The sequence below is a fragment of the Blastococcus carthaginiensis genome, assembly GCF_030731085.1.
In the GTDB taxonomy this organism is placed as follows: Bacteria; Actinomycetota; Actinomycetes; order Mycobacteriales; family Geodermatophilaceae; genus Blastococcus; species Blastococcus carthaginiensis.
On the sequence record NZ_JASNFN010000052.1, the window covers coordinates 1 to 14,589 of the forward strand.

General features: G+C 76.2%; 14 protein-coding genes. 9 read left to right on the top strand and 5 right to left on the bottom strand.

Going from position 1 to position 14,589, the window contains the following annotated elements; genetic code table 11:
- Positions 1-252: 252 nt before the first annotated feature.
- Together QOZ88_RS22780 and QOZ88_RS22785 are read right to left on the bottom strand one after the other, a co-directional pair.
- Positions 253-1,206 (bottom strand): proteasome assembly chaperone family protein, encoded by a 954-nt coding sequence (locus tag QOZ88_RS22780; protein ID WP_306001963.1) that lies wholly within the window; start codon positions 1,204-1,206, stop codon positions 253-255.
- A 112-nt stretch (positions 1,207-1,318) separates the two neighbouring features.
- Positions 1,319-2,650 (bottom strand): AI-2E family transporter, encoded by a 1,332-nt coding sequence (locus QOZ88_RS22785; protein WP_306001964.1) that lies wholly within the window; start codon positions 2,648-2,650, stop codon positions 1,319-1,321.
- 76 nt (positions 2,651-2,726) lie between these two features.
- Here QOZ88_RS22785 and QOZ88_RS22790 point away from each other — a divergent pair, with 76 nt between their 5' ends.
- From QOZ88_RS22790 to QOZ88_RS22830, 9 genes are all read left to right on the top strand, one after another.
- Positions 2,727-3,194, top strand: a complete 468-nt coding sequence (locus QOZ88_RS22790; RefSeq protein WP_306001965.1) for a PPOX class F420-dependent oxidoreductase — start codon at positions 2,727-2,729, stop codon at positions 3,192-3,194.
- Positions 3,195-3,232: 38 nt separating this feature from the next.
- Positions 3,233-3,820 (top strand): hypothetical protein, encoded by a 588-nt coding sequence (locus tag QOZ88_RS22795; RefSeq protein ID WP_306001966.1) that lies wholly within the window; start codon positions 3,233-3,235, stop codon positions 3,818-3,820.
- Positions 3,817-4,335, top strand: coding sequence for a hypothetical protein (locus QOZ88_RS22800; RefSeq protein WP_306001967.1), 519 nt, complete (start codon positions 3,817-3,819; stop codon positions 4,333-4,335). Before QOZ88_RS22795 ends, QOZ88_RS22800 begins: the two co-directional genes overlap by 4 nt.
- A gap of 76 nt (positions 4,336-4,411) precedes the next feature.
- Positions 4,412-5,164 carry a dienelactone hydrolase family protein gene (locus tag QOZ88_RS22805; protein WP_306001968.1) on the top strand — a complete coding sequence of 251 codons (753 nt, stop codon included), beginning with the start codon at positions 4,412-4,414 and terminating at the stop codon, positions 5,162-5,164.
- Between the two features lie 103 nt (positions 5,165-5,267).
- Positions 5,268-5,666, top strand: a complete 399-nt coding sequence (locus tag QOZ88_RS22810) for an ankyrin repeat domain-containing protein (RefSeq protein ID WP_306001969.1) — start codon at positions 5,268-5,270, stop codon at positions 5,664-5,666.
- A gap of 50 nt (positions 5,667-5,716) precedes the next feature.
- The gene (locus tag QOZ88_RS22815) at positions 5,717-7,012 is read left to right on the top strand and encodes an AI-2E family transporter (RefSeq protein WP_306001970.1); all 1,296 of its coding nucleotides are present in this window, start codon (positions 5,717-5,719) and stop codon (positions 7,010-7,012) included.
- A 20-nt stretch (positions 7,013-7,032) separates the two neighbouring features.
- Positions 7,033-8,391, top strand: a complete 1,359-nt coding sequence (fabG, locus tag QOZ88_RS22820) for a 3-oxoacyl-ACP reductase FabG (RefSeq protein ID WP_306001976.1) — start codon at positions 7,033-7,035, stop codon at positions 8,389-8,391.
- 101 nt (positions 8,392-8,492) lie between these two features.
- The gene (locus tag QOZ88_RS22825; protein WP_306001971.1) at positions 8,493-9,260 is read left to right on the top strand and encodes a crotonase/enoyl-CoA hydratase family protein; all 768 of its coding nucleotides are present in this window, start codon (positions 8,493-8,495) and stop codon (positions 9,258-9,260) included.
- A 46-nt stretch (positions 9,261-9,306) separates the two neighbouring features.
- On the top strand, positions 9,307-9,930 hold the full coding sequence (locus tag QOZ88_RS22830; RefSeq protein ID WP_306001972.1) for an SGNH/GDSL hydrolase family protein: 624 nt from the start codon (positions 9,307-9,309) through the stop codon (positions 9,928-9,930).
- Positions 9,931-9,934: 4 nt separating this feature from the next.
- Here QOZ88_RS22830 and QOZ88_RS22835 read toward each other — a convergent pair whose 3' ends face one another.
- Genes QOZ88_RS22835 through QOZ88_RS22845 form a run of 3 tightly spaced genes read right to left on the bottom strand, consistent with a single transcriptional unit; the run spans position 9,935 to position 14,466 of the window.
- Positions 9,935-11,101 (bottom strand): cation:proton antiporter, encoded by a 1,167-nt coding sequence (locus QOZ88_RS22835; RefSeq protein ID WP_306001973.1) that lies wholly within the window; start codon positions 11,099-11,101, stop codon positions 9,935-9,937.
- A gap of 7 nt (positions 11,102-11,108) precedes the next feature.
- Positions 11,109-11,594, bottom strand: a complete 486-nt coding sequence (locus QOZ88_RS22840; protein ID WP_306001974.1) for a cation:proton antiporter regulatory subunit — start codon at positions 11,592-11,594, stop codon at positions 11,109-11,111.
- A 25-nt stretch (positions 11,595-11,619) separates the two neighbouring features.
- A complete protein-coding gene (locus QOZ88_RS22845) occupies positions 11,620-14,466 on the bottom strand; it encodes an FAD-binding and (Fe-S)-binding domain-containing protein (protein ID WP_306001975.1) in 2,847 nt (948 codons plus the stop codon).
- Between the last annotated feature and the right edge of the window lie 123 nt (positions 14,467-14,589).

Below are 14,589 nucleotides of genomic sequence, written 5' to 3' on the forward strand. Positions count from 1 at the left end.
CGCGACCGGATCGCCGGTCGCGGCCCGCCGTGCGTCGTCCGTCGTCCTCCGGCCGGCACCGCGGCCGGGTGCGTCGCGGGCCGCGCCGTGCCGAGGCCGGTCGCCGACGTCCTCCCTCACCGCGGCGCGTCCACCCCCACCGCACACCGCGAGGGAGGACACGCCACGACCAGGGAACCTGATCCCAGCCGGGGAGGCGCCGTCGTCGCCGGGCGGACCGGCTGGGCCCGCTCGGCACGACCGGGCCCAGCGTCAGTCCCTCGGGCCCCGGCGGTCCTGGTCGGCGAGGAACCGCTCGAACTCCGCACCGATCTCTTCGGCGCTGGGCACCTCGCCGGCGCCCCCGAGCAGGTCGGTGCCCTCGCGGGCGGCGGTGAAGGAGTCGTACTGCTGCTCCAGCGCGGCGACGACGGCGAGGTTGTCCGCCGACCGCGCGATCTGGGCGTCGACCTCGGTGCGGTGCAGGTCGGCCGCCTCGCGCAGCGACTCGGTGGGCAGCCGCAGGCCGGTCAGCTGCTCCAGGTGCTCGAGCAGCGTGAGCGAGGCGGCGGGGTAGGTGGCCTGCGCCAGGTAGTGCGGCACGTGCGCGGCCACGCCGAAGGCGTCCACCCCGGCCTCGCCCATGCGCAGTTCCAGCAGCGCCGAGACGCTGCCCGGGATGCGCATCTCGCCCCAGTAGACCGGATAGGACTCGATCAGCTGCCGCCGCGTCGCGTGGGCGGTGACGGTGACCGGGCGGGTGTGCGGCACCGGCATCGGGATCGCCTGCAGCGCGGCGACGGAGGTGACGCCGAGCCGCTCGACCAGGCTGCCGACCGCGGCGACGAACCGCTCCCAGGAGTAGTCCGGCTCGGCGCCGTGCAGCAGGAGGAACGGTGCACCGGCGTCGTCCTCGACGGCGTACAGCAGGATCTCCGGCGCGGTGAAGGTCTCGTACCGGTCGGCGTTGAACGTCATGCGGGGACGGCGGGCCCGGTAGTCGACGAGGCTGTCGGCATCGAAGCGGGCGATCACCTCGTGCGGCAGCCCGGCCAGCAGGTGCGCGCCGGCGAGCGTGCCCGCGGAGGCGGCGTCGAAGTCACCGGCGAGGTCGTGCACGAGGACGAGCCCCCGGCGTCCGGCCGGATCGTCGACGTCGGCCTCGCGGGCGAGGAACGGCTCGGCCGCGGGGAGCAGCTCGACCAGATCCTCCGGTCGCTGGGCCACGGGGCACCTCCTGTCGGGTGTTTCGGCGTGACGGTGGATCACGCTGATCCCTAGAGCCGCCAGGCGGGCCGCGGCATTCCCTCGCGGCCGCGGGCCCGCCCGGCCGGGTGCGTCAGCGGGTGGCGGGCTCCTCCCGGCTCTCGTCGCGGCCCTCGCCCCGCGGCGGGTCCTCGTCCTCGGGGGCGGCGACCTGCTCGAGGGTCAGGTGGGCGCCGGTCTCGTCGGGGACGATCTGCGCGCGGGTGCCGTCGGGGAGGACCTCCGGCGACTTGCCGTCGAGCTGGTCGCGCGCGTAGCGGTAGGCGACGGCGATGAGCGCGGTCACCGGGACGGCGAGGAAGGCGCCGATGATCCCCGCCAGGCTGGCGCCCGCGGTGACGGCCAGGATGACCACGGCGGCGTGCAGGTTGAGCCCCCGGCCCTGGAGGATCGGCTGCAGGATGTTGCCCTCGATCTGCTGCACGAGGATCACGACGCCGAGCACGAGCAGCGCAGTGGTGAAGCCGCTGTCGACCAGGGCGATCAGCACCGCGAAGCCGCCGGCGACGAATGCACCGATGATCGGGATGAAGGCGCCGAAGAAGGTCAGCACGGCCAGGGGCAGGACCAGCGGCACGCCGAGGATCCACAGGCCGAGGGCGATGAAGAAGGCGTCGAAGAACCCCACGAGGGCCTGCTGGCGGATGAACTCCGAGAGGGTCGACCACGTCTTGTAGGACAGCGCGGCGACGTGCGGGGCGGCCGGGGGGCCGGTCTGGGCGGCCAGCCACGGCACCCAGCGGGGGCCGTCCTTGAGGAAGAAGAAGGTGAGCACCAGGGCCAGCACCAGGTTGATCAGCAGGCCGCCGATCGCCGTGGCGCCGGTGACGGCGTACTGGGCGATGTTCTGCGCGTTGCCCTGGATGGTGTTGATCACCTGGTCGATCGCGGTGCCGATCTGCTCCTCGCCGAGGTTGAACGGCGGGCCGGTCAGCCACTCCTGCAGCTGCTGCAGGCCGTCGCTGACGCCCGTGGCGAGCTCCTCGACCTGGCTGACGACCGGCGGGGCGATCAGCGCGATGATCCCGCCGAAGGCCGCGAGGAAGGTGAGCAGCACGGCGAGGGCGGCCAGTGCCGAGGGCCAGCCGTGGTTGCGGAGGAAACGCGTGGCCGGCCACAGGACGGTGGTGAACAGCAGCCCGAGGACGACCGGCAGCAGGATGACCCACAGCTTGCCCAGGACGTAGCCGACGACGATCAGGCCGCCGACGATGAGCAGCAGCTCGGCCGAGGCGACGGCCACGGCCCGGCTCGCCCGCCGCAGGCGCTCGCCGCGTTCGGTGGTCGGTGCCGGGGCGTGCGTGGCGGGCCGGACGCCGGACCCCGCCGTGGGCTGGTCGGGCTCGACGTCCTCGGGGGTCTCGTCCGGTGGCGGGTCGGTGCGACCGGGCAAGCGGATCCTCATGTGCCGATCACAGCACAGATGCACGACACCGACCGGGCGGGAAACGATCATCACACCCGGGTCGTAGCGTGCGGGCATGCCGAAGATCGCGACCGCCGACCGGGTCGACCGGGAGTCCTTGCTGGAGTTCCTCCGTCCGCGGCACCGGGCGGTGCTGCTCACCCGCCGCCGCGAGGGCGGTGCCCAGCTCTCGCCGGTCACCTGCGGGGTGGACGCCGAGGGCCGGGTGGTCATCTCCACGTACCCGCAGCGGGCCAAGGCGGCCAACGCCCGGCGCGACCCCGCCGTCTCGCTGTGCGTGCTCTCCGACGAGTGGGACGGTCCGTGGGTGCAGCTCGACGGCCGGGCGGAGGTGCTCGGGCTGCCCGAGGCGCTGGAGCCCCTGGTCGAGTACTACCGGTCGATCAGCGGGGAGCACCCCGACTGGGACGGGTACCGCGCGGCCATGGAGCGCCAGGGCAAGGCGCTGCTGCGCGTGACGGTGACCTCGTGGGGCCCGATCGCCACCGGCGGCTTCCCCGCCGGGGTGGTCGACAAGCTCTGAGGCTTGCTCTTGCCAAGGAAAGGTGACAGCCTTTCTCGATGGTGTACGTCCTGACCGTCGACCAGCGGGCCAGCCGGCGCGGGCCCGACCGGGTCGCCGACGTCCTGGCGCAGCTCAACGCCGACGTCGGCACGGTGCTGGCGTTCGAGCGGACCGCGGGGGACGAGTTCCAGGGGGTGCTCGGCGAGCCCGAGACCGTGGTCGACGTCGCCCTGCGCCTGGTCCGGCTGGGCGGGTGGAGCATCGGCATCGGCGCCGGCGCGGCCCAGCACCCGCTGCCGGCGAGCACGCGGGCCGCGGCCGGGCCGGCCTTCCTGTGCGCGCGGCGCGCCGTCGACGCGGCCAAGCAGCGGTCGGTGCACCTGGCGGTCCGCGGGGCGGTAGCCTCCGACGCCGCCGATGCGCAGGCGGTGCTCGGCGCGCTGGCGGTGCTGGTGGGCCGCCGCAGCGAGCAGGCGTGGGAGGCGATCGAGCTGGTCGAGGGCGGGCGGACGCAGGCCGAGGCGGCCGCGGCCCTGGGCATCTCCCGGCAGGCGGTGGGGCAGCGCCTGGGCGCCGCCTCCTGGGACCTGGAGCGCGAGCTGCGGCCGACGGCGGCGCGGCTCCTGGAGCGGGCCGCGGGATGAGCATCGCCGTCCTGCTGCTGCTCGGGCTGGTCGGTCTGGCCGGATCGGCCCTCGCTCTCCGCGGTGAGCGGGGGACCGGCGCCACCGGCGCGATCGCCCTGGTCGGTGCGCTCGCGGTCGCCGCGTCCTTCGCCTGGCCGGCGAGCGGCGGTGCCGGCGTGGTGCAGGCGGGAGCAGCGCTCGCCGCGCTGGCAGCGGTCACCGGCGGCGGCCCGGTGGCGACGGCGGTGCTGCACGCCGCCGACCCCGCGGCCACCGGGGTCTCCGGCGGGCCGCAAGACCCCGACATCCTCCGGGGCGGCGCGTGGATCGGCGTGCTCGAGCGGGGTGCGGTCGCCGCCACGCTGCTGGTCGGCTGGCCCGAGGGGCTCGCCGTCGTCCTCGCCGTCAAGGGGCTGGGCCGGTTCTCCGAGCTGCGCGCCCCGGCGGCGGCCGAGCGGTTCATCGTCGGCACGCTGGCCAGCGGGCTGTGGGCCGCCGCCTGCGTGGGGGTCGCGGTCCTGCTCCGCGGCTGACCCGCGCCGAGCGGGCTGGCGGCGGCGCGGCGAGGATGACCTCGGGCACCGCCGGGAACCGATCGAGGGAGGCCGCATGTGCCACGGTCAGGACAGCCGGCCGCCGGCCCCGCCGCGCACCGGCCCGGTGGGGGAGCGCACCACGGGCACGCTGACGGCGGCCGACGGCGCCACCTTCTCCGCCGCCACCGCGCTGCCCGGGAGGCGCGCGCGGGCGGGTGTGGTGGTCCTCCCGGACATCCGGGGGCTCCACCCCTACTACGTCGCCCTGGCCGAGCGGTTCGCCGAGGCGGGCCTGGCCGCGGTGGCGATCGACTGGTTCGGCCGCACCGCCGGGGTGTGCGCGGACGGCGTCCGGCCGGAGGGCTTCGACTGGCAGGCGCACATCCCGCGCACGACGCACGAGGGCGTCGACGCCGACGTCACCGCCGCGATCGCCCAGCTGCGCGCGCGGGCCGGGGCGGACCTGCCGGTGGTGGCGGTCGGCTTCTGCTTCGGCGGCAGCCACGCGTGGCGGCTGGCCGGCGGGAACCTGGACCTGGCGGGCTGCGCCGGCTTCTACGGCCGCCCCGCGCTGGTGGGCGACGCCGCCGACCGGGCGCGCCTGCCGACGGTCCTGCTGGTCGCCGGCGCCGACACCGTGACCCCGGTGGCCGAGCAGCTCGCCCTGGCCGACCGGATGCGGGCGGCCGGGGCCGAGGTGGGCGTCGCCGTCTACGACGGGGCGCCGCACTCCTTCTTCGACCGGGCGCACGGGGAGTGGGCCGAGGCCTGCCGCGACGCGTGGGAGCACGTGCTGGCCCTAGTCGGCCAGGTCGCCCGGCCGTGACCGCCCCCGGGTGGGGGCCGCCGTGCACCCGCGACGCACGTCGTGGGACGCGGCCCCACCGGCGTCCGGACCCGTCCGCCGCCGGTCTCCTACGCTGGGTCGGGTGAGCGGCCAGCCGATCGATCCCGGAGTCATCGAACTCGCCGGGCGGGTCTTCGACCTCGCCCGCGGCGGGCACACCGACGAGCTCGCCGCCTACCTGGACGCCGGCGTGCCGGTGAACCTCACCAACGACAAGGGGGACACGCTGCTCGTGCTCGCGGCCTACCACGGTCACAGCGCCACGGTGGCGGCCCTGCTCGAGCGCGGTGCCGATCACGCCCGGGTCAACGACCGCGGGCAGACGGCGCTGGCCGCGGCGGTCTTCAAGCAGTCGGCGGAGACCGTGCAGCGGCTGCTCGCCGCCGGCGCCGAACCCGACGTGGGCGGGCCCAGCGCCCGCGAGACGGCAGCCTTCTTCGACCTGCCCGCCATGGCCGCGCTCCTGGACACCCGCACCTGACGGGCTCGGCAGAACCGGTGCGGCCGCGGACGACGGAGGGGGAGGCGGGCGTGGCAGCACGTCGTGACCTGCCGGAGGCGGGGGGGCCGATCCGGCCGGAGGAGCAGGACGTCGCGGCGGCCGGCACGGAGCCGCCCGCCGGGGCGGAGCCGGTCGTGCCCCTGCCCGCGTCCGAGCCGGGGTTGCCGCGCTGGCTGCTGCTGGTGGGCGGCGCGGCCGCCGCCACCATCGCCATCGCCGGCCTGCAGGCGGTCGCCTGGCTGGTAGCACCGGTGTTCCTCGCCCTCGTCGTCGTCATCGCGCTGACCCCGGTGCAGCGTTGGCTGCGCCGCATCGGTGCGCCGCGCTGGCTCGCGACGACGGTCCTGCTGCTGCTCGTGTGGGCGGTGCTGCTCGCGTTCGTCGCCCTGCTGGTGGCCTCGGTCGCCCAGTTCGCCGCTCTGCTGCCGGACTACGCCGACCAGGCCCAGGTGCTGATCAACGACGTCGTCACCGACCTGAACAGCCGGGGGATCGTCTCGGGGCAGCTGTCGGACCTCGTCGAGCAGATCGACTACGGCTCGCTGGCGGGGCTGGCCACCGACCTGCTGAGCCGGCTCACCGACGCGGCGACCACGCTGCTGCTCCTGCTCTCGGCGCTGGTGTTCATGGCCATCGAGAGCAGCGGCTTCGGCCGGCGGCTGGCGCTGATCGGCGCCGAGCGCCCGCACCTGCCGGTGGCGATGACCCTGTTCACCCGCGGTACGCGCAGCTACCTCCTGGTGAGCACGGTGTTCGGCGCGATCGTCGCGGTCGGCGACACGATCGCCCTCGCGCTGCTGGACGTGCCGGCGGCCCCGCTGTGGGGCCTGCTCGCCTTCATCACCAACTACGTGCCCAACATCGGGTTCCTGCTGGGCGTCGCGCCACCCGCGGTGCTCGGCCTGCTCGCCGGCGGCTGGGGCGACTTCATCGCGATCCTCGTCGTCTACTCGCTGCTGAACTTCGTCGTCCAGACGCTCATCCAGCCACGCTTCGTCGGCGACTCCGTCGGCCTGTCCATGACGGTGACCTTCGTGGCGCTGCTGTTCTGGGGGTGGGTCCTCGGTGCGCTGGGCGCGCTGCTGGCCATCCCGCTGACGCTGCTGGTCAAGGCGCTCATGGTCGACGTCGACCCGCGGGGTCACTGGCTGGACGCGTTGCTGCGGGAGGAGCCGCGCGCCCCCCGCACCATGCGCGCCCGGCGGCGGATGGCCGACCGGCACGCCGCGCTGGCGTCGATGCGGCGGCTGCACCACCACCCCTCCCGCCGGTCGGCGGCCGCCGACGCGGAGGAGGAGACGCCGGCCCCGGCGGGGCGGTCCTGACCGCGCAGGAGCTCGTCGTCCTGGTCGGCCTGCAGGGAAGCGGGAAGAGCACCTGGGTGGCGGCGCACCTGGCCGGCACCCACGACGTGGTGAGCAAGGACCACTGGCCCAACGCCCGGCGCCGCGAGGCCCGCCAGCAGCGGGTGGTCGCCGGCCTGCTCGCCGCCGGGCGGAGCGTTGTCGTGGACAACACCCACCCCGCCCCGGAGGACCGCGCGGCGCTCATCGCGCTGGCCCGCGAGGCGGGGGTGCCGGTGCGCGCGGTGTGGCTGGACACCCCGCCCGAGGTCTGCCTCGCCCGCAACACCGCCCGCACCGGGCGGGCCCGCGTCCCGCTGGTCGGCGTCCACGCCACCCGGACGCGGTTCGTGCCGCCGTCGGTGGACGAGGGCTTCGACCGGGTGGACGTGGTCCGGCACGCTCCGCGTCTGCTCCCACCCGGGAGCAGACGCGGAGTTCCCGCGGGGGCGTCCCCCGGCGTGCGCGGGGGAGCGGCGGACCATGTGACGGCGGCCGCAACCGGCGGCCGTAACGTGTCGGGCGCAGCTCGCCGCGCGCCGGGGCCGTCCGCTCCGGTGATCGCCGGCATCCGAGACGAAGGGAACGACATGACCGAGGCAGGTACCACGGCATCCCGCGTGGCCATCGTGACCGGCGCGGCCCGCGGCATCGGCGCCGCCACCGCCCAGCGGCTGGCGCAGGACGGCTTCGCCGTCGCCGTCCTGGACCTGGACGAGGGCTCGGCCAAGGGCACCGTCGAGGCGATCGAGGCCGCCGGCGGCCGCGCGCTGGCCATCGGCGCCGACGTGAGCGACGCAGCGCAGGTGGAGGCCGCCGTCGAGCGGATCGTGACCGAGCTCGGCCCGCCCACCGTCCTGGTCAACAACGCGGGCGTGCTCCGCGACAACATGCTGTTCAAGATGTCCGACTCCGACTGGGACATCGTCATGAACGTGCACCTCAAGGGCGCCTTCCTCATGACCCGCGCCGCGCAGAAGCACATGATCGACCAGAAGTGGGGCCGGATCGTCAACCTGTCCAGCACCTCGGCGCTGGGCAACCGCGGCCAGGCCAACTACTCGACGGCGAAGGCGGGCCTGCAGGGCTTCACGAAGACCCTCGCCATCGAGCTGGGCAAGTTCGGCGTCACCGCCAACGCGATCGCCCCGGGCTTCATCGAGACCGAGATGACCAAGGCGACGGCCGACCGCATGGGCATCCCGTTCGACGACTTCATCAAGGGCGCGGCCTCCCAGATCCCGGTGGCCCGCACGGGCAAGCCGGAGGACATCGCGCACCTGGTGTCCTTCTTCGTCAGCGAGGGCGCCGGTTTCGTCTCCGGCCAGGTCGTCTACGCCGCCGGCGGTCCGAAGGCCTGACAAGAGACCGGATGATGTGTGCCGGCGCCCACTTCCAGGGCTGAGAAGTGGGCGCCAGCGCCCACCGTTGACCGGTGAGAGCTCCCCGTAGGAGGAAAACCGTGCCCGAGCAGTCCGTCCTCGTCGAGCGCCGCGGTGCGGTCCAGGTCATCACCATCAACCGGCCGTCGGCGCGCAACGCCCTCGACGGCGAGGTCGCCCGCGCGGTGGCGGCCGCGGTGGACGAGCTCGACGCCGAGGGCGACCTGCGGGCCGGGGTGCTCACCGGGGCGGGCGGCACCTTCTCCTCCGGGATGGACCTCAAGGCCTTCCTCCGCGGCGAGAGCCCGTCCATCGAGGGCCGGGGGCTGTGCGGCATCACCCGCACGCCCCCGCGCAAGCCCCTCGTCGCGGCCGTCGAGGGCTGGGCCCTGGCCGGCGGCTTCGAGCTGGTGCTCGCCTGCGACCTCGTGGTCGCCGGCCGCGGCGCCCGGTTCGGCGTGCCGGAGGTGAAGCGCTCGCTGGTCGCCGCCGGCGGGGCCGCGCTGCTCCTGCCGCAGCGGGTGCCGCGCGCGGTCGCGCTCGAGCTGCTGCTGACCGGTGAGCCGGTCGACGCCGAACGTGCGGCGGCCGTCGGGCTGGTCAACCGGGTGGTCGACGACGGCGGTGCGCTGGACGCCGCGGTGGCGCTCGCGGATGTGATCGCCGCCAACGGCCCGCTGGCCGTGGCCGCCACCAAGCAGGTCGTCCTCGAGGCGCCCTCGTGGCCGGCGGGCGAGGCGTGGGAGCGGCAGGAGCAGGTCGTCCGCCCGGTGTTCGGCTCCGAGGACGCGCGCGAGGGCTCCACCGCGTTCGCCGAACGTCGCCCGCCGGTGTGGCGCGGCCGCTGACCCGCCGCAGAGGCATACCGGGGCGGTCCCCGTCGTTCTCCCCGACGTGGACCGCTCCGCTCTCCGCCTGCTCGTGCTCGGTGACTCGCTCGGCTCCGGCACCGGGGCCGCCCGGCCCGCCGACGCCCTCGGACCCCGGTTGGCCCGGGCGCTGGGGGAGGGCGGGTTCGACGTCGACCTGCACGTCCTCGCCGTCCCCGGCGCCGTCTCCGCCGGGCTGGCCGACCAGGTGCGCCGCGCGCTGCCGCTCTCGGCCGACCTCGCCGTCGTCGTCATCGGCGCCAACGACCTGGCCCGGTTCGTGCCGGCCGAGCAGGCCGCGACGGCGCTCGCGGCCGCGGTGACCGCGCTGCGGGCCGTCGGCACCGACGTCGTCGTGGTCCCGGCGCCGGACATGTCGATGGTGCCGTTCGTCCCGCCGGCGCTGCGGGCGCTGGTCCGGGGCGCCTGCGCGGTGCTCCAGCAGCGGCAGTCGGACGTGGCCCTCACCGGGGGCGCCACGGTCGCGCCGGTGGCGGCGGAGGTGGCGCGCGCCTTCTCGGCCGACCCGGCGCTGTTCTCCGCCGACCGCTTCCACCCGTCCTCGGCCGGCTACGCGCGCATCGCCGAGGTGCTCACCCCCTTCGTGCTGGCCGCGGCCCGCGCCCGGCGGGACGACGCCGCGGCCTGACCGCTCAGACCGGCGCCGGAAAGCGCACCAGCCGGGCGGACAACGGCTCGACGAAGCGGGTCAGCACCGGTCCGGTCACCGCGAGCACCAGCACGTACCCGGTGGCCACGGGGCCGACGGCCGGGATGCCGGCGGTGACCGCCAGCCCGGCGATCACGATGGAGAACTCACCGCGGGCGACCAGGGCCGTGCCGGCGCGCAACCGGCCGGGGACCGCGACGCCGTCCCGCGCCGCGGCGAACCAGCCGGTGCCGATCTTCGTGAGCGTGGTGACGGCGGCCAGCGCGAGCGCCGCGGGCAGCACCGGCAGGATCGCCCCCGGGTCGGTGGCCAGGCCGAAGGCGACGAAGAAGGTGGCGGCGAACAGGTCGCGGAGCGGGCCGAGGATGGCCCGGGCGCGCTCGGCGAAGGACGCCGGCAGCGCCAGCCCGACGAGGAACGCGCCGACCGCCGCCGACGCCCCCATCGCCTGCGCGGCGCCGGCGACCAGCAGCGTCAGCCCGATCAGCCGGAGCATCACCTGCTCGTCGTCGTCGTGGGAGAGCAGCCGGCCCAGCCGGTGGCCGTGCCGCTGCGCCGCCAGCAGGACCAGCAGCACCGCCCCCACGGCGAGCCCCACGCCCGCGACCGCGGACATCGGTCCCTGACCGGCCAGCGCCACCACGAGCAGGGGGAGGAACAGGGCCATCGCGAGGTCCTCGAGCACCAGCACCGAGAGCACCGCCGGCGTCTCCCGGTTGGCCAGCCGCCCCAGGTCGCCGAGCAGCCGCGCGATGATGCCCGACGACGAGATGTAGGTGACCCCGCCCAGCGCCAGCGCCCCCTGCCACGGCAGCCCGAGGAGCAGCCCGGCGACGAAGCCGGGCGGGCCGTTGAGCACCACGTCCACCAGCCCGGACGGCGCGTGCCGGCGGAACGAGGCGAACAGCTCGGTGGCGGAGAACTCCAGACCCAGGGTCAGCAGCAGCAGGACGACGCCGATCTCGGCGGCCGCCTCCAGGAACGGCGCGGCGTTCTCCACCGGCACCAGGCCGCCCTCGCCGAGCGCGAGGGCGGCCAGCAGGATGAACGGGATGGGGGAGAGCCCCAGCCGCCGGGCCAGCAGCCCGAGCGCCGAGAGGCCGAGGAAGAGCAGCCCCAGCTCGAGGAACAGGGCGGCGACGTGGTCCACCGCGGCCCTACGCCTGGCCCGACAGCCGCCGGTCCAGCTGCTCCAGCCCGGCCGCCGAGCCGATGGCGACCAGCACGTCGCCGGCGAAGAGCGGGTCACCGGGTGAGGGGGAGGGGACCACGTCCGCCCCACGGACGATCGCGACCACCGAGCAGCCGGTGAGCGTGCGCGCCCGGGTGTCGCCCAGCGTCCGGCCCGCGAACGGGGAGCCCGACCGGACGGAGATCCGGGCCGACTCCAGCCCCGGCACCTCGCGGGAGAGGTCGGCGAACCGCTGGGTCAGCCGCGGGGCACCCAAGACCTCGGCGAGGGCGTCGACCTCCTCGGGATCGAGCCGGAACCTCTCGCGCGCGCGGTCGGGATCGCGCCGGTCGTACACCGCGATCTCCGCCGCGCCCTCCCGGCGCACGACGATGCCCAGCACCTGACCCGACCGGGTCGTCATCTGGTAGCGGACGCCGACGCCGGGCAGCAGGGTCTCCTCGAGCTCCACGTCCGGCATCGTCGCAGACCCGCGCTCAGCCCAACCGGTCCGCCAGCAGCTCGGCGAGGTGCTGCCCGCGCCGGCCGGCCAGCTGGTCGAGCTGGGTGCGGCAGGAGAAGCCGTCGGCCAGGACGACGGCGTCGTCGGGCAGGTCGCGGACGGCGGGCAGCAGCTGCTGCTCGGCGACGGCGACCGACACGTCGTGGTGCCCCCGCTCGACGCCCCAGTTGCCGGCGAGCCCGCAGCAGCCGCCGAGCCGGGTGACGCGGGCGCCGGCCTGCTGGAGGAGCCGGGCGTCGGCCGACCAGCCCAGCACCGAGGCGTGGTGGCAGTGCGGCTGCGCGACGACCTCCAGCCCCTCCAGCGACGGCGGCGTCCAGCCCGGGGTGTCGCGGAGCAGCTCGGCGAGGGTGCGGGTCGCCGCCGCCACCTGCTCCGCCTCCGGCCCGCCGACCAGCTCCAGCGCCTCGCTGCGCAGCACCGCGGTGCAGGAGGGCTCGATGCCGACGACCGGCACGCCGGCGGCCGCGAGCGGGGCGAGGGCGCGCACGGTGCCGCCGAGGATGCGCCGGGCGGCGTCGAGCTGGCCGGTGGTGATCCAGGTGAGCCCGCAGCAGGTGTCCGCGCCGGGCACCTCCACGCGGTAGCCGGCGGCCGCCAGCACCCGCGCGGCGGCGTGCGCGACCTCGGGGGCGAAGTGGTCGGTGAACGAGTCGACCCACAGCGCGGCCCGCGGCCCGTCGCCGGTCGCCGGGCGCTGGGCCCACTGCTGCCGGAAGGTGCGCGGGGCGAACGCCGGCACCGGGCGCCGCCGGTCGATGCCCGCCCCCCACTTGGCCACCGAGCCCACGAGCGCGGAGCCGAGCATCGCGTTGACCAGGCGCGGGGCCCGGGCCACCAGGTCGGACCAGAACGGCAGCCGGCCCAGCGTGTAGTGGGAGCGCGGCCGCAGCCGCCGCCGGTAGGACTGGTGCAGCACCTCGGCCTTGTAGGAGGCCATGTCGACGCCGGTGGGGCAGTCCGACGAGCACCCCTTGCAGGACAGGCACAGGTCCAGCGCCTCGTGCACCTCCGGCGCGCGCCAGTCGCGCACCGGGCCACCCGGCGCGAGCATCTCCTGCAGCACCCGGGCGCGGCCGCGGGTGGTGTCCTTCTCCTCCCGCGTGGCCGGCCAGGACGGGCACATGACGGCGCCGGTGGACTGCAGGTCGGCCCGGCACTTGCCGACGCCGGTGCAGCGGTGCACCGCGGCGGAGAAGTCGCCGCCGTCGTGCCGGTAGGCCAGCGCCAGGCCCTCCAACAGCGGCGGGGCGGCGGCGATGCGGACGTCCTCGTCGAGCGGGGCCGGGCGCACCAGCACGCCGGGGTTCAGCACGTCGGCCGGGTCGAACACCGCCTTGACCTGGGCGAAGAGGTCCAGGGCGGCGGGGGAGTACATGTGCGGCAGCAGCTCGCTGCGCGCCCGCCCGTCCCCGTGCTCGCCGGAGAGCGATCCGCCGTAGCCGGCGACCAGGCGGGCGGCGTCCTCGACGAACGACCGGTAGGCCGACCGGCCCCGGTCGGGCCCCTCCCCGAACGGGAAGTCGATGCGCACGTGCACGCAGCCGTCGCCGAAGTGGCCGTAGGGCACGCCCTGCAGCCCGTGGCCGTCGAGCAGCGCCTCGAAGCCGCGCAGGTACTCCCCGAGCCGCTCCACCGGGACGGCGGCGTCCTCCCAGCCGGCGTGCGCCGGCCGGCCGGCGGAGGTGCGGTTGGCCAGCCCCGCGCCGTCCTCGCGGATCCGCCAGATCGCCGCGGCGTGCGCCGGGTCGGTGACGACGAGGGAGTCCAGGGCGCCGGCGTCGGCCAGCACCCCCTCGGCCTTGCCCTGCACCTCGGCCCCGGTGTCCCCGGTGAGCTCCACGATCAGCCACCCGTCACCGCGCGGCAGTTCGGGGACGACCGCGGCGGGCACGTCGCGCAGCCGCTGCACGATCCGCTGGTCGAGCCCCTCGACCGCGGTCGGCTCGTGGGGGAGCAGGCCGGGGGTGGCGTCGGCGGCGTCGGCCATGCTCGGGTAGCCGAGCACCACCAGGCCGCGGACCGGGGCGTCGGCGACCAGCCGGACGGTGGCCCCGAGGACGACGGCGAGCGTCCCCTCGCTGCCGACCAGCGCGCGGGCCACGTCGAAGCCGCGCTCGGGCAGCAGGTGCTCCAGCGAGTAGCCCGACACCTGCCGGCCGAAGGTGCCGAGCTCGGTGCGCACGGTCGCGAGGTGCCCGGCGACGAGCCGGTGCAGGTCCTCGAGCACGCCCGGCGCGGGCCCGGTGCCCGGGCCGAGCCGCAGGCGCGTGCCGGTGCCGGTGACGACGTCCAGGCCCACGACGTTGTCGGACGTCCGGCCGTAGCCCAGCGCCCGGGACCCGCAGGCGTTGTTGCCGATCATCCCGCCGATCGTGCAGCGGTTGTGCGTGCTCGGATCCGGGCCGAACCGCAGGCCGTGCGGGCGTGCGGCGGTCTGCAGCGCGGCCTGGACCACGCCGGGGTCCACCGTCGCCGTCCGCGCCTCCGGGTCGATCGCGTGCACCCGGGAGAGGTGGCGGCTGGTGTCCAGCACCACGCCGGTGCCCACGGCGTTGCCCGCGATCGACGTGCCCGCGCCACGGGCGGTCAGCGGCACGCCGAGCGTGCGGCACACCTCCAGCGCCGCGACGATCTCGTCGGGGTGGCGCGGCCGGACCACGGCCCGGGGGAGGACGCGGTACAGCGACGCGTCGGAGGAGTACAGGGCGCGGGCCAGCCCCGAGTCGTCGACGTCGCCGATGCCGGCGCGGCGCAGCGCCGCCACCACCGCCCGGCCGTCGTCGGTGCGCGTCGTCGTGTCCGCGGCCGGTGCGCTCATGCTGCCGAGTCTCGCTCGCCCGTCCCGGCCCGGCGCGCCCGGCCCCCGGGACGGACGGGGGGGGGGGGGGGGGGGGGGGGGGGGGGCGGGCGGCCCGGGGGGGGGGGGGGGGGGGGGGGGGCG